The 12,483-nt window shown below is 44.7% G+C and carries 15 protein-coding genes and 2 pseudogenes; 7 read left to right on the top strand and 10 right to left on the bottom strand.

Annotated features, from left to right (window positions below):
• Positions 1-129, top strand: a pseudogene (locus B3K42_RS13745) (group II intron reverse transcriptase/maturase); the annotation flags it as partial.
• Positions 130-201: 72 nt separating this feature from the next.
• Here B3K42_RS13745 and B3K42_RS04740 read toward each other — a convergent pair.
• Positions 202-624 carry an MFS transporter gene (locus B3K42_RS04740; protein WP_292597149.1) on the bottom strand — a complete coding sequence of 141 codons (423 nt, stop codon included), beginning with the start codon at positions 622-624 and terminating at the stop codon, positions 202-204.
• 412 nt (positions 625-1,036) lie between these two features.
• Here B3K42_RS04740 and B3K42_RS04745 point away from each other — a divergent pair, with 412 nt between their 5' ends.
• The 3 genes from B3K42_RS04745 to B3K42_RS04755 all read left to right on the top strand — a co-directional run bounded on the left by B3K42_RS04745 (position 1,037) and on the right by B3K42_RS04755 (position 2,151).
• Positions 1,037-1,240, top strand: coding sequence for a hypothetical protein (locus B3K42_RS04745; RefSeq protein WP_292597151.1), 204 nt, complete (start codon positions 1,037-1,039; stop codon positions 1,238-1,240).
• A gap of 7 nt (positions 1,241-1,247) precedes the next feature.
• The gene (locus tag B3K42_RS04750) at positions 1,248-1,526 is read left to right on the top strand and encodes a hypothetical protein (protein ID WP_292597153.1); all 279 of its coding nucleotides are present in this window, start codon (positions 1,248-1,250) and stop codon (positions 1,524-1,526) included.
• Positions 1,527-1,872: 346 nt separating this feature from the next.
• On the top strand, positions 1,873-2,151 hold the full coding sequence (locus B3K42_RS04755) for a DUF427 domain-containing protein (protein ID WP_292597156.1): 279 nt from the start codon (positions 1,873-1,875) through the stop codon (positions 2,149-2,151).
• Positions 2,152-2,213: 62 nt separating this feature from the next.
• Here B3K42_RS04755 and B3K42_RS04760 read toward each other — a convergent pair whose 3' ends face one another.
• The 7 genes from B3K42_RS04760 to B3K42_RS04790 form a co-directional block, all read right to left on the bottom strand.
• Positions 2,214-3,710: a tripartite tricarboxylate transporter permease gene (locus tag B3K42_RS04760; protein WP_292597158.1), complete on the bottom strand. Its 1,497-nt coding sequence runs from the start codon at positions 3,708-3,710 to the stop codon at positions 2,214-2,216.
• A gap of 4 nt (positions 3,711-3,714) precedes the next feature.
• On the bottom strand, positions 3,715-4,212 hold the full coding sequence (locus tag B3K42_RS04765) for a tripartite tricarboxylate transporter TctB family protein (protein ID WP_292597161.1): 498 nt from the start codon (positions 4,210-4,212) through the stop codon (positions 3,715-3,717).
• 63 nt (positions 4,213-4,275) lie between these two features.
• A complete protein-coding gene (locus B3K42_RS04770) occupies positions 4,276-5,232 on the bottom strand; it encodes a tripartite tricarboxylate transporter substrate binding protein (RefSeq protein WP_292597165.1) in 957 nt (318 codons plus the stop codon).
• Between the two features lie 12 nt (positions 5,233-5,244).
• Positions 5,245-6,192 (bottom strand): sugar kinase, encoded by a 948-nt coding sequence (locus tag B3K42_RS04775; protein ID WP_292597167.1) that lies wholly within the window; start codon positions 6,190-6,192, stop codon positions 5,245-5,247.
• A gap of 4 nt (positions 6,193-6,196) precedes the next feature.
• A complete protein-coding gene (locus B3K42_RS04780; RefSeq protein WP_292597169.1) occupies positions 6,197-7,168 on the bottom strand; it encodes a sugar kinase in 972 nt (323 codons plus the stop codon).
• 11 nt (positions 7,169-7,179) lie between these two features.
• The gene (locus tag B3K42_RS04785; RefSeq protein ID WP_292597172.1) at positions 7,180-8,058 is read right to left on the bottom strand and encodes a dihydrodipicolinate synthase family protein; all 879 of its coding nucleotides are present in this window, start codon (positions 8,056-8,058) and stop codon (positions 7,180-7,182) included.
• Between the two features lie 15 nt (positions 8,059-8,073).
• Positions 8,074-8,937: a MurR/RpiR family transcriptional regulator gene (locus tag B3K42_RS04790; protein WP_292597175.1), complete on the bottom strand. Its 864-nt coding sequence runs from the start codon at positions 8,935-8,937 to the stop codon at positions 8,074-8,076.
• A gap of 333 nt (positions 8,938-9,270) precedes the next feature.
• Here B3K42_RS04790 and B3K42_RS04795 point away from each other — a divergent pair, with 333 nt between their 5' ends.
• From B3K42_RS04795 to B3K42_RS04805, 3 genes are all read left to right on the top strand, one after another.
• Positions 9,271-10,293 (top strand): sugar kinase, encoded by a 1,023-nt coding sequence (locus B3K42_RS04795; protein ID WP_292597178.1) that lies wholly within the window; start codon positions 9,271-9,273, stop codon positions 10,291-10,293.
• Positions 10,294-10,644: 351 nt separating this feature from the next.
• Positions 10,645-11,085 carry a pyridoxal-phosphate dependent enzyme gene (locus tag B3K42_RS04800; RefSeq protein ID WP_110990003.1) on the top strand — a complete coding sequence of 147 codons (441 nt, stop codon included), beginning with the start codon at positions 10,645-10,647 and terminating at the stop codon, positions 11,083-11,085.
• Complete coding sequence (locus B3K42_RS04805) at positions 11,063-11,533, top strand: pyridoxal-phosphate dependent enzyme (RefSeq protein ID WP_292597182.1); 471 nt, start codon at positions 11,063-11,065, stop codon at positions 11,531-11,533. Before B3K42_RS04800 ends, B3K42_RS04805 begins: the two co-directional genes overlap by 23 nt.
• Positions 11,534-11,832: 299 nt before the next feature.
• Here B3K42_RS04805 and B3K42_RS04810 read toward each other — a convergent pair whose 3' ends face one another.
• On the bottom strand, positions 11,833-12,207 hold the full coding sequence (locus B3K42_RS04810; RefSeq protein WP_258367155.1) for an L-serine ammonia-lyase, iron-sulfur-dependent, subunit alpha: 375 nt from the start codon (positions 12,205-12,207) through the stop codon (positions 11,833-11,835).
• Between the two features lie 70 nt (positions 12,208-12,277).
• Positions 12,278-12,483: pseudogene (locus B3K42_RS04815) on the bottom strand (hypothetical protein); the annotation flags it as partial.

Genomic DNA, 12,483 nt, shown 5'->3' on the forward strand with positions numbered 1-12,483 from the left:
TGGGTAAGAAACAAGTACAAGAAAAGGAGAGGCCTCACAAAAGCGGGTAAATGGCTCCAAGCTCTTGCTCGCAGGGAGCCTCATCTATTTGTACACTGGACAATGGGGATATTCTATATGGCTGGATAATGGGAGCCGGATGAATCGAGAGGTTCAAGTCCGGTTCTGAGAGAGCCTGGGGGTGAAATCCCCCTGGGCTACTCACCGAATTGAATTTCCTCTCATTAGGTTGTCTTCTTCTATGATGTCTGGGAGCATAGCGGCTGTTGCCGGGTCGAAAGAGATATCCAGCGTTGAGACTATTAGTTGAAAGACAAAGAGGAGTGTTATGGTTAGAGCTTCAATGTTTGCAAGGTATGCTATTGTCAGAATCGCGGCTCCTCTAGCAAAATCCATGTATATCATGATAAGCTTGCGGTTGAATCTATCACCCAAGACTCCCGCTATCGGGCCGAAGAGTATTCTGGGGAGCATAGTAACAATAGAGAAAGTACCCATCATTGCCCCGGAGCCTGTAATATCGAGAATGTAAAGCGGGATTGCCAAAGCCTGGACACCACTTCCAATGAGCGAGACTAATCTTCCAGTTGTGAACAGCCAGAAATTCCTCCCCAAACCTTTCATTGAATCACCTCAAATTCTGCACACTTGTATTGAATAATATCACAACCAATACAACAAAATCAATAGTAAAATTAATAATTGTTATGTTTAAAAGAACAATACTTATGCGAATGAAGAATTTGTACTGTCAAACCCTAGACAATGAAAAATGCGACCGAAGATGAGTGAATAAACGGCGGGAGTTCCTGAAGTTCGGGAATTTGGAAATGTGAATGAATGAATAAGTCATATAACTAATACTACTTGATCCGAGATTTAGGGAAGAGTATTCTTGAGATGTTGTTTCTGGCATGCATTTGAATCGCGCTTAGTGACATGTCTTCTTTTTGATAACAGCATGAAACAGGAAGATTTTCGAAACGCGTTTCAACACTAAAGAGAGATTTCCCCTCGGGGACCGGCTGGAAAAGACTTGTATGATATAAACTGCCTGATTGTAATATTGAACTATCAGAAGAGAGGGGTAGCAAAGAGTGTGATGTCTACCGCAATCGATATTGCAAGGAGTTTTTCAGGAAAAGGAATAGTTGCGTTTGGATACACGGATCCGAAATGGTACCTTCCAGTCCTGTTCTTTGAGAAGTTCGGTTACCAAGATCTCCAGAAACTGAGATGAGAGACTGATGATGCTTACTTTGTCTAGCAAACCTGAGATGCCGAAACAGATGGTGAGCAAGTATTCTTATGCTCCTGTTAAGGAGAAGATTGTGGTGGATCTCTTCTTCGACAATTCCTGTTCAATCAGTGAAATAGAGGCATACAGAGTTATGAGAGTTGTAGAGGAATTTGGAGGAGATGTCATTCTGAATACTCACGAAATTGAAGAGCAGGGGAGCCAAGGAAGAATTCGGATTGCCACGAGCGATTTTTATCAGTGGGAAGGAGATATTCTGGGGATATGAAGCTCCTGAGAGCGGAATAAGGGAAGCAACTGCTAATGCGATCAACTGTACTTAAGTGTTTCATTCACCTTGGGGGAATCCTGGGGTAAGTCAACAAGAGATAAGAGATCAGATATATGAAGACAAGGAAATTGTGCTCGAATATTGCGTTCTTCGATAAATTCTATGGTCAATCCCTGTGATCTTCTTAGAGACAAAACGACCTTGTGGAAAAAACTCAACTTCTAATTAAACGGTGAAACAAAGAGACTCTTCGAATCACTTCATATTGGAGGTGCCCATCATATAATAGTGGAGACACAGTATCGGCATTTACTGAGAGTATATGTTTTGCGAGGTGATACCTATGACGGCAATTTGGAAGGGAAAAGTCATTGCAGATAGTGACCAGACAATCGTAATTGAGGGTAATCATTACTTTCCTCCGTGGACAGTAAACAGAGATTTCCTTGAACATAGCGATTTCACTACCATATGCCACTGGAAGGGTGAAGCTCACTATTACAACATCATTGTCGACGGCGAAAAAAACGAAAATGCGGCCTGGTACTATCCCGAACCTATGGAAAAGGCAACAAACATCAAGAATTACCTGGCCTTTTGGAAGGGTGTCAAGGTTGAATGAGCAAGTTATGTGAAAGGAAAAGCGATGCCGGTAGGCATCGCTTATTTTACTATCTCCTTGCATCACTCTTCCTTCTTGTTTTTCGAAAAGGCCTTCTTTAGTAGGTCAAGAGCAGGACCACCAAGAAAGACTAGAACTATCAGAATGAAAAGAACAAGTGAGATCGGTCTTGTGAAAAACTGATCCATGCTTCCTCCTGTTTTGATAAGTCCAACTCTTAGATTGTCCTCTACCATAGGGCCTAGAATCAAGCCGAGTATCATCGGAGCCAACGGAACAGACAGTCTTTCAAACATAAATCCAATGAAGCCAAATAGCAACATCACATAGATATCGAAATAACTGTTCCTGATTGCGAACGATCCGATCATAGAAAAAAGGACGACTGCAGTCAAAACAACGCTTGTTTTCATCTTCAGAACGAACGCAAATGCTTTGATTCCAAGATAGCCGATTGGTATAAGCAAGATATTTGCCAGGATTGCAATACTAAATACTCCGTTTACCAAATCGGGCGATTCGATGAATATCAATGGACCGGGTTTCAGACCGTACATGAGCATCGCTCCGAGAACTATTGCTGTAATAGTATCTCCTGGAACGCCGAAGACAAGGGCGGGAATCCATGTCCCACCAAGGGCTGCATTGTTCGCGCTTGTTGGAGCAATTACTCCCTTGATATTTCCCTTACCAAAGTCTTCACTGTTTCTTGAAGTCTTCTTCTCAACGCCGTAGGCCACCCACGACGCAATGTCTGCTCCAGCTCCGGGAAGAGCTCCCACGAAAGTACCGACAAATGCAGACTTAATAAGCGTCCACTTGTTCTGCCAGATTATTCGAAGAGCTTCGAGCGGAGATATCTTCACTTTCTCGGTGATAGGAGGCAGCTGGAGCTTAGAGGCGCCCTGCTGAACACGTTTCAGCACCTCGGAGATTCCGAATAAGCCTATCATAACCGGGATAAAGCCGAGACCATCCATTAGCTCAATATTGCTGAATGTATATCTTGGGAAGCCGGTTGTAACATCTATTCCAATAGTGGAAATTGCCAAACCAAGTACTGCAGAAGTAAGCCCTTTCACCATATTTCCTTTGCTGAGAACTGCACTCATGCTGAGGCCAAAAAGACCGAGCCAGAAGTATTCAAAGTTAGTGAATTGAAGAGCAAAGTTTGCCAGAGGCGGCGCAACCAATATCAGTAGCAGTATCCCTATCAATCCTCCAATTGCCGAGCAAAAGAGATCCAGGGTGAGTGCCAGAGATCCTTTACCCTTCTTAGCCAACTCAAATCCATCGAGAGCGGCAGCTCCAGAAGCAGGCGTTCCCGGGATTCTTAGAAATGTAGCGGGAATATCACCCGAAAAAATAGAAGTAAATGAAACTCCGAGGACCATTCCAAGACCGGCGAGAGGAGTCATGTAGTAACTGATCGGAATTATCAAAGCCACGGCCATTGTTGCCGTAAGTCCAGGTAGACCACCTACGAAAATTCCAAACGTCATTGCCATGAGGACTGGGAAGATAACGTCAGGGCTGAAGACTGCTAATACTGCGTCCATCTGTTCACCCCCTGACAATGTTCATGATTATTCCTTCTGGAAGAGGAATTCTGAACAAAGTGCCAAAAACGAGAAAGATCATAACTGCAAGTATTGTTGAATATATGATTGAGCGAAGAACTTTCACATTTAGAACGATCATCAAAATCGATGACACAATTATTGTCCCAAGAATGAAGCCCAAAAACTCGATAATCGGCACAAAGAAAACAATCGATGCAATTACCGCAACAATATTCTTAATTCCCTCAAGAGTGAATTTTTCCTCAAAAGCAATAGCTGAATCCTTTGGTAACTTCTTCATCTTTATCATCACAGCGCTCTTAATGATGAAGTAAATGCCGAAGATTATCAGAATCACAGCCAGAGTAAAAGGAAAAAACTTTGGACCGGGAAGAGTCTCTCCTCTTATCTTATACGCCGGAAAGGACCAGCCGAAGTAGAATATTAGTGCAGCAAGCAAAATAAGAAACACCCCGAATAGAATATTCTTGACATTCATTAAATCACCCCAATTACTCAAATAGAAGGGGCGGCCCGACGGGCCGCCTGCTGTTGGCAGAACTTATTCGATATACCCTCCGAGTTCGAGGACTTCTTTCCATGCGCTGTCCTGCTGCTTCGCGAATTCGTAGAACTCGACGCCGTTTCGTATCTTTATTCCAAATCCGTTTGTTGCCATGAACTCTGCAAATGCGTCGGAGTTTGCAATTTTCAAAACCTCAGTCTCAAGTATCGCCTTGACCTCGTCTGGAGTACCAACGGGAACCGCGATGCCTCTCCACGTACCTGCAGACCAGTTTATTCCCTGTTCCTTGAGAGTCGAAACATTGGGGAACTTACCCAATCTTTCATCCGACATCACTGCAAGAGCCTTCAGCTGACCACTCTCTAGTTGAGAAGCTGCTTCCGCTATCGAGCATGTAATAACATCGACGTGTCCGCCAAGTAGTTCGATTATCGATGCTGCGGCGCCCGTTGTCGGGACCCATGTTACAGAATCAATGGGAACGCCCGCTTCATTGAACATGCCAATTCTGGCGAGGTCCCATATTGAAGCGGCACTTGAGCCGGAGAAGAAGAACTCATTCGGATTGGCCTTGATATCGGCGAGCAGTTCTTGGATATCATTCCATGGGGCATCGGCCGCAACGATAACACCTGCCGCGTCTTCGTTGAACTGTGCAATGTACTCGAAGTCTTCATAGGATATGGTTGTCAGTCCTAGCCAGTGCATGTTGGCTATCTCCAGAGTTACAAGAGTAATAGTATAGCCATCTGGCGCCGCATACACTCCTGCGCTATGACCGACTGCTCCGCCGCCACCGGTTCTGTTTACGACTGTAAATGGTTGGCCAAGAGCCTTGCTGAGCTCATTAGCCACGTATCTGGCAACTCTATCAGTTCCACCGCCTGCACCCCAGGGGCAGATAACCGACACGGGCTTTCTGGGATAGTCAACGCCAAATGCTAGCGATGAAGCAATCAAAGCGATGACTAAGAAAACTAGAAATTTCCTCACAAAAAACACCTCCTATTGAGTAACAGGGTTTCCCCCAAGAAAATCGAGAACCTGTTTCTTAGACGGTTGTCCTTCTGTAGAACCAGTTTTAGTACAAGTCAATGCCGCGGCCGAAAGTGCAAACTGAAGGGAATCTTCCACATCCCTGTCTTCCAGGTAACAGCACAGTAAGGATGCTGTAAATGTGTCTCCTGCACCAACTGTGTCAGCTACTTCAACCTTCTTTGCTTTGCCCTTCACGCTTCTCTTTCTGGTCGCTATGACCGCTCCCTTTACTCCACACCTGAGGGCGACTATTTTGGGGCCGAGTTCTAAAAGGGAATTGGCAGCATCGTCTGGATTGCCCTTCATGCCTAGCACCTCTTGCTCGTCATCGTTTAGAGAGACTATATCGGCATAATTTGAAATAACACTAAGATATATTGATTTCGCAAGATCTCTCGACCAGAGTTTACTGCGATAATTCAAATCGAATGAGATAACCGCGCCATTCTCTCTTGCCCTATTCATGAGCGCAAAACTCGCTTCGAGACACTGTCTACTGATCGCCTGAGAAACTCCGCTTAGGTGAAGGATCTTAACTCCGTCAAGATCAACTGATTCTGCGTCTTCTGTGCTGTATGTACTTGCGGCCGCGTCTTTTCTCCTATAAATAAACTCATGTCCTTCACCAGTAAAGCTAGCAAAATACACTCCGGTTAGACGAGTAGTATCGACGATGACGTTGGTCGTGTCAACACTGTGTGATCTCCAGAGATCGATAAAACCTTCTCCAAAAGCATCGTTCCCAACTCTAGTAATATAGCCTGAGGAATGACCGAGCTTTGAAATTCCAAGAGCCACATTTGAGGTGTCTCCTCCCCAGGTCATGTCGAACTCACCGGCCTTGGAAAGACTCCGTCTATCTTTGCTATAGAATGCTGCAAGAGGTTCACCAAAACTCAGGACTTCTGGTTTCACACAATCACCTCAGTAGCCTCTTCTCGCCTGCACCGTGTACACTAAGGAAGGTTTCAATTGCTTGCCAGTCGGGCAAAGGTTCAATATCGCCCTTCAAGCTGACCGTTATCGCGCCGGCGACATTCGCATATCGAAGCGAATCTTCAATGCTTTTCCCCTGAAGGTAACTTGCGAGGAAGGCTCCATCACAGGCGTCGCCCGCCCCCAGTTCATCTATCACCGGGACCTTGTATGAAGGCATTGAATATCTCTTACCATTTACTAAGGCTTCCACTCCGTCGGAGCCCTTCTTGAAAACGGCTATTTCGGCAGATTGCGCCTTCTTTACGATCTCTTCTCTCGCTTTTTCCGTATCGTCGCCAAACAACATTGCCAAATCGCCGGCACCGGTGAAGAGAATGTTTGCTTCTCGAATAAATGGGTCTAATATCTTCATCGCGTTTTCACGCGTCTTGAGCAGATTGATCCTTATGTTGGTATCAAAAGCGACTTGAGCTCCATGTTTCTTTGCGAGCTCAACACTCCTCAAAGCAGCTTCATTGCAGCTTTCACTAAGAGCGGGAGTTATTCCACTTACCAGAAAGAGATCCACACCCTCAAAATATTTGTCTCTCAAGTTATCCGGGCCAAAATGTGCAGCAGCCGAGCCTTTTCTATAGTAATAGACCATAGTCTTGTCCGGCACAGGATAGCTTCTCTGGACGAAGTACACAGCGGTTGGGTTGGCATGGTCTTGAACGATACCGTCCGTTTCTACTCCTTCTAATCGGAGCGAGTCGATTATAACCTTTCCGAACTCATCCGCTCCAACGGCAGTCAGGAATGAACATCCTATTCCCAATCGCTGCATCTGGATAATCGTGTTCGCTTCAGAACCTGCCACATGTCTTTCAAAAAGAGTCTGAAAACGAAGAGCCCCCTTTTCGGTTGGGTTCATCTGCACCATTATTTCTCCAAGCCCGAGAGCTCTCTTCATCAATTCACCCCCTAGAGTGCCTTCATTTCTTTCAGTGCATTCTCGATCTTCTGGTAAATGGAGTCTTCTACGAGAGTGTAGGGGTGCCGTGGATATCCGGGATCAATACCTCTCATCTTCAACATTGCGTGAATTGCGGGAATACTTTGAGCGAAATGCTGAATGTCTCTCAGTCTGTTCACCCTCACCTGAAGTTCCAGGGCCTTCTTGTAATCAGGTTTCATAGTTTCATCATACAGTTCGACTACAGGTTCCGGAAGAGCGTTCGCTAAACCACAGATCGCTGCGTCGGCACCCAGTGCTACTGAGGGGACTATGAATGCTTCAGTTCCGCTAATATAGCAGAATTCATCCATATTCATATTGAACTTGACACCATAGAAATACAGAAGATCAAAGGTACTGTCCTTTATCCCATACAGCCCCACGTCCTTGAGTTTTTTGAGTGTTTCAACATCTATTGTTACTCCAGTTGTCTTTGGGTTGTTATAGATGAAAACTGGAAGCTCCGATAACTCTATTAGCTTCTTAAAAAATCTGACTATGTCCGCCTGAGAGTATGGGAAGTAGAAGGGCACAACTGTCGCTACAGCTTTGGCGCCCGCACGTTTCGCGTGTTTTGCGAGTTCGAAGATGTCGTCAGGGTTGCTCGAACCTATATGGGCTATAACAGGAACCCTGTTTTCTGCCCCTTTTACAGCAAGTTCAGTTACTTTCTTTCGTTCATCGACATTCATTAACGGTCCAGAACCGTATGTTCCGCAGGCAAACAAACCATGTACCTTTCTGGAAAGAAAATCTATGAGATTGAGATACCGTTTCTCATCGATATTTCCCTCTGAGTCAAATGTTGTTAGTACTGGTGGAATAATGCCTTTAAAAGCTCCCAAGTTGCACCTCCGAGTTTAGAATTTTAGGTATGATAATGATCTTCTTGATAATGAAAGAGTGTCGAGCGATTCCTCGCCCTCTCTTACCGCAAGACAAGCGAAGAGGGAGTCAACAACCACCATCTGAACACATCTCGAAACGATTGCGTCAGTACGCAAGTTCATTTCTTCAGGGACGGCAGCTACAATGCAGAGATCTGCGATCTTTGCAAGCGTTGCATCGGCAAATCCTGTAAGCGCGATGATTTTCACCGTATTCTTAACTTTTTGAAGAGGCAAGACCACATCTTTACTCTCCCCCGACTGGGAGATTGCAAATACACAGTCATCCTTACCAAGTTTTGAAAGCGTAACGGCATTTGTATGTGAATCCGGACAATAAATAGCATCTTTTCCGAGAAGATTCAGCTTGAAAGACAAATTGTTAGCTATGGAGCCGGAAACACCGTATCCAATGCATATTATTCTTCTGCTCTTCTCAACTAGATCTACGGCTTCGGTTATCATCTTTCCGATTGGGCTTTCGGAATTCTCTCTCAATGCCATAATGCACCCATTGAATATCTTCTTAACAACGTCTGTAGGAGTGTCATCGATTGTGATATCCTCATAGGGATGGTAGAAAGACGAGCCGGCGATCTCCGATGCAAGAGTCACTTTGAACTCGTGAAAGCTCTCATATCCAAGCTGCCTGTAGAATCTAACGATCGTCGATTCACTTCCCACTCTCGATCTGTTCATTAGCTGTGTTATTGAGAGATTTACTGCCTCTGAGGGATTCATAAGAATCGCATCGGCGATTCTCTTCATCGTCGGGGTGAAATCAGCACTTTCCCTGGTTATTTTGTCAAGAAGAGTTCCCAAGTAAATCACCCTCATAGAAAAAATTTCTACTATAATCTAACATGATTTGCCTTTCTAATCAAATCAGCAGATTAGTAGTGAGAGACAATAAAACATACTGAGAAAGAACTACGAGCGAATAACATGATAAATCTAGATATATCATTTAGGAAAGCCGTAGAAAAAATTTTTTTCATAAGTTGAAGAGATTTGCATTCCTCTTTGCTGGAGGTTTTGATCTACCGTGCTATCATCTAAATGATTAAGAACTGCAATATATAAATTGCGAGCGTTGACAATTTTCAAACGTTACAGTGGGAGTCTTCATAGATGTTGATTGTCAGTTTATGAAGTAGGAGGAGGATTTGGATGTCGAGAGTAGTTACCTTCGGGGAAATAATGATGCGACTTGCGTCTCCGTTGGGAGAGAGATTTGAACAGGCCACGAATTTCGAGGTTGTGTATGGTGGAGCCGAAGCGAATGTTGCAGTTGCCATTGCAAGGTATGGTGGAAATAGTCGTTTCGTGTCTAAAGTGTCCGACGATCAATTTGGAGATGCGGCAATTGGCAATATGAAAATTCAAGGTGTAGATACGGGTTTTGTTCAGAAAGATAAAGGAAGGCTAGGCAAGTACTTCTACGAATATGGTTATTCTCAGAGGCCATCAAAGGTTATTTACGATCGTGACAACTCGGTCTTCGCTAATTCAAAGCCCGGAGATTTCGACTGGGAAAAGATTTTCTCAGATGCCACTTGGTTTCACTTTACAGGCATCACTCCGGCACTAAGCGATGGGTTGATTGAAACATGCGAAGTAGCTCTGACAGAGGCCAAGAAGAGAGAAATAACTGTCTCTTGCGATCTCAATTACAGGGCGAGACTGTGGAGCAAAGAAAAGGCAAGAAAGGTTATGACTTCCCTTATGAAAAATACTGATGTCCTCTTTGCAAATGAGGAAGATAGCGAATCTGTCTTTGGAATAAAGGCGAAAGGTACTAATGTAAGCGATGGAAGGTTAAGTGTCGAGGGATACAGAGATGTGGCAACAAGGCTTATGACCACATTTGATCTGAAGGCGGTTGCAATTTCCCTAAGGGAAAGCGTAAATGCCAATTTCAACAGGTGGTCGGCATCGCTGCTCACTGGTGGGGAGTTCTTGGTATCGACAAAATACGACATGAACATAATCGATCGTGTAGGCGGAGGAGATGCATTTGCTGCGGGATTGATCTTTGGACTGGACAACTCCTGGGAGCCAAGAAAGGCGCTTGAATTCGGAGTAGCTGCCTCATGCCTAAAACACACAATAAAGGGAGACTTCAACATCGTATCTAGGGATGAGGTCGAGAAGCTACTTGGTGGAAATACTTCCGGAAGAGTTGTGAGGTAGGAATGTGAAATCTCGCCATTATGTGCAAAGTTGTGACGCATGCGGCTTCCAGTGCAGCAATTCAGTTGGTATCCCCAAGTGTGCTAAGTGCGGCAGTACTCTAAATTACAGATACAATCAAATTGGCGAAATGGATGTTGGTGGTTTTCCGGATAAAGACCTTTGCGGCTTATGGAAATACCAAAAATTACTCCCGATCGATGATGTTAGGGATTGTGTAACGCTAGGAGAGGGTGCTACTCCTCTAATTACTAGTGTTAGACTTCAGGTAAAGTTGGGAAGCACCGGGAGAATAATGCTGAAAGACGAGACTCAGAACCCTACCGGCACTTGCAAGGATCGCCTGCGGCTATGGGTGTTAGAAAGGCTACAGAAATCGGTTCAGGAAAAATGATTCTCGCTTCTGACGGAAATGCTGGCCCTGCAACAGTTGCTTATTGTGCAAGAGCTGGACTTTGTTGCTTCGTTCTGATGCCCGCAGATACGCCTGTTGAAAGAAATGTGCAAACCATCTTCTATGGTGCTACTCTAATTCTTGTGGAAAATAGCACTGTGAGCGATTGCATTGATATGATAACCGATCTATCTGAATCTAATAACTGGACTCATCTGACAACTGCCGCAGCAGTCAATCCTTATCATTTTGAAGGTACAAAAACCATAGCTTTCGAAATTGCAGAGGATCTTGGATGGAACACTCCCGCCTGGGTCATAATGCCTGTGGGAGGGGCTGGTCTTTCTGCTGCAGTTTGGAAGGGCTTTGGAGATGATGGAAGCTGGTATAATAACTGAGCTCCCGAGAATTCTTTCCGTTCAGGCCGAGGGATGTGCACCTTTAGTGAGAGCCTTTAAGAAACACAAGAACAAGATCAAGAGATGGGAAAAGCCCAGTACTTTAGCGAAGGCAATTAGCGTTCCTTACCCGCTCGACGGTGAACTGGCACTTCGCGCAATAAGGGATTCAGGTGGGTCGGCCATCTCCGTATCTTACGGTGAGATGGTCAATGCAGCCCGTGACATTGCAAGACTTGAGGGTATCTTTGCAGAACCAACTGGTGCAGCTTCTGTAGCAGGTTTAGCCAAAGCTCTTAAGGAGGGAATCGTAAGTGAGGAAGAATCAGTCGTTGCGCTTGTTACAGGAACGGGACTAAAGGCCATCTCATCATTTGGTAAGCTTCTTGAGGCGCCTAAGACAATAGGAAGAAACATTTCTGATTTGAAGAATGCTTTGGATGGATAAAGAGTAGTGTGGTTTATACTTCAAGTATCGAGAATCCACCCGCCACATTCAATGAATCCGGTTTTTCTTAAAATATTAGAGTATCGCGTACAAAGAATAATGGCGGTTCATGTACATAATGAAGCCGTTTCTTCATGTAATTATACAGAGCTTTCTCTCATTGTTATTTAGTACGCCAAGAGTTCTCTGATTTCACGGGTTACTTAAGTAGAGTCTTTAGTCAAGGATTGATGTCTAATCCACAGCTATACTCAAGGAATATCTTTCGTTTTTCTTTTTTCTATTTTCAAGTACCTCAACTATTGCTGAGTCGATCTTTGACATACCTTTTGAAAGAAGGACCAGAATTTTTCTATCGACCTGTCAAGAGTAGTGGATATGAATCCCTGCTCTGAATTAACTCCAAGATTGTTTATTGCCAGTAATGCACAGCTATATGCTTCCTGGCCTCCAAGGCCCGCCTTCAATGAACAGCTCTCTTTTGCACCATCGCGCATGATTCCCGTCGTGCTTGATAGTATAGTAAGCATTGCCTGTTCAATAGTCTCCCTTGTTCCTCCAAGAAGATAGGTAATTCCTGCTGTGGCTCCCGTTCCGGCGGCTGTAATACATCCGCAGATCGGGGCAACCATGCCGAGCTTGTTCTTTGTGTAACCGGAGAAAAGGTGGCTCATAGCTACTGCTCTTGAAATGTCTTCGCGGTTTTTTGGAAGTGTTCACCGGTTAGAGCCACTGGAAGTGTGGCTACAATTCCCTGGTTACCTCTTCCGCACTACTCATTACAGGAAGCGGAACACCTGACATTCTTGCCGCTGAAGCCGCAAAGCAATAACTGCGAATTCTGTATCCGAGGCTTTCGTTTTCGTAATACCTGGAAGTCTCTCTTGAAGGCAACATTTCCTTAAGGCCAAATCTGGCAATCTTGAGGCTCTTCCTCAGATTATATGAAC

It is taken from the genome of Mesotoga sp. UBA6090 (genome assembly GCF_002435945.1).
GTDB lineage: Bacteria > Thermotogota > Thermotogae > Petrotogales > Kosmotogaceae > Mesotoga.

Bases quoted from the DNA above. Each gene is read 5' to 3' on its own strand.
- B3K42_RS04740 (WP_292597149.1), bottom strand. From the start codon at position 624: ATGAAAGGTTTGGGGAGGAATTTCTGGCTGTTCACAACTGGAAGATTA.
- B3K42_RS04750 (WP_292597153.1), top strand. From the start codon at position 1,248: ATGATGCTTACTTTGTCTAGCAAACCTGAGATGCCGAAACAGATGGTG.
- B3K42_RS04755 (WP_292597156.1), top strand. From the start codon at position 1,873: ATGACGGCAATTTGGAAGGGAAAAGTCATTGCAGATAGTGACCAGACA.
- B3K42_RS04760 (WP_292597158.1), bottom strand. From the start codon at position 3,710: ATGGACGCAGTATTAGCAGTCTTCAGCCCTGACGTTATCTTCCCAGTC.
- B3K42_RS04765 (WP_292597161.1), bottom strand. From the start codon at position 4,212: ATGAATGTCAAGAATATTCTATTCGGGGTGTTTCTTATTTTGCTTGCT.
- B3K42_RS04780 (WP_292597169.1), bottom strand. From the start codon at position 7,168: ATGAAGAGAGCTCTCGGGCTTGGAGAAATAATGGTGCAGATGAACCCA.
- B3K42_RS04790 (WP_292597175.1), bottom strand. From the start codon at position 8,937: ATGAGGGTGATTTACTTGGGAACTCTTCTTGACAAAATAACCAGGGAA.
- B3K42_RS04795 (WP_292597178.1), top strand. From the start codon at position 9,271: ATGTCGAGAGTAGTTACCTTCGGGGAAATAATGATGCGACTTGCGTCT.
- B3K42_RS04800 (WP_110990003.1), top strand. From the start codon at position 10,645: ATGGGTGTTAGAAAGGCTACAGAAATCGGTTCAGGAAAAATGATTCTC.
- B3K42_RS04805 (WP_292597182.1), top strand. From the start codon at position 11,063: ATGGAAGCTGGTATAATAACTGAGCTCCCGAGAATTCTTTCCGTTCAG.
- B3K42_RS04810 (WP_258367155.1), bottom strand. From the start codon at position 12,207: ATGAGCCACCTTTTCTCCGGTTACACAAAGAACAAGCTCGGCATGGTT.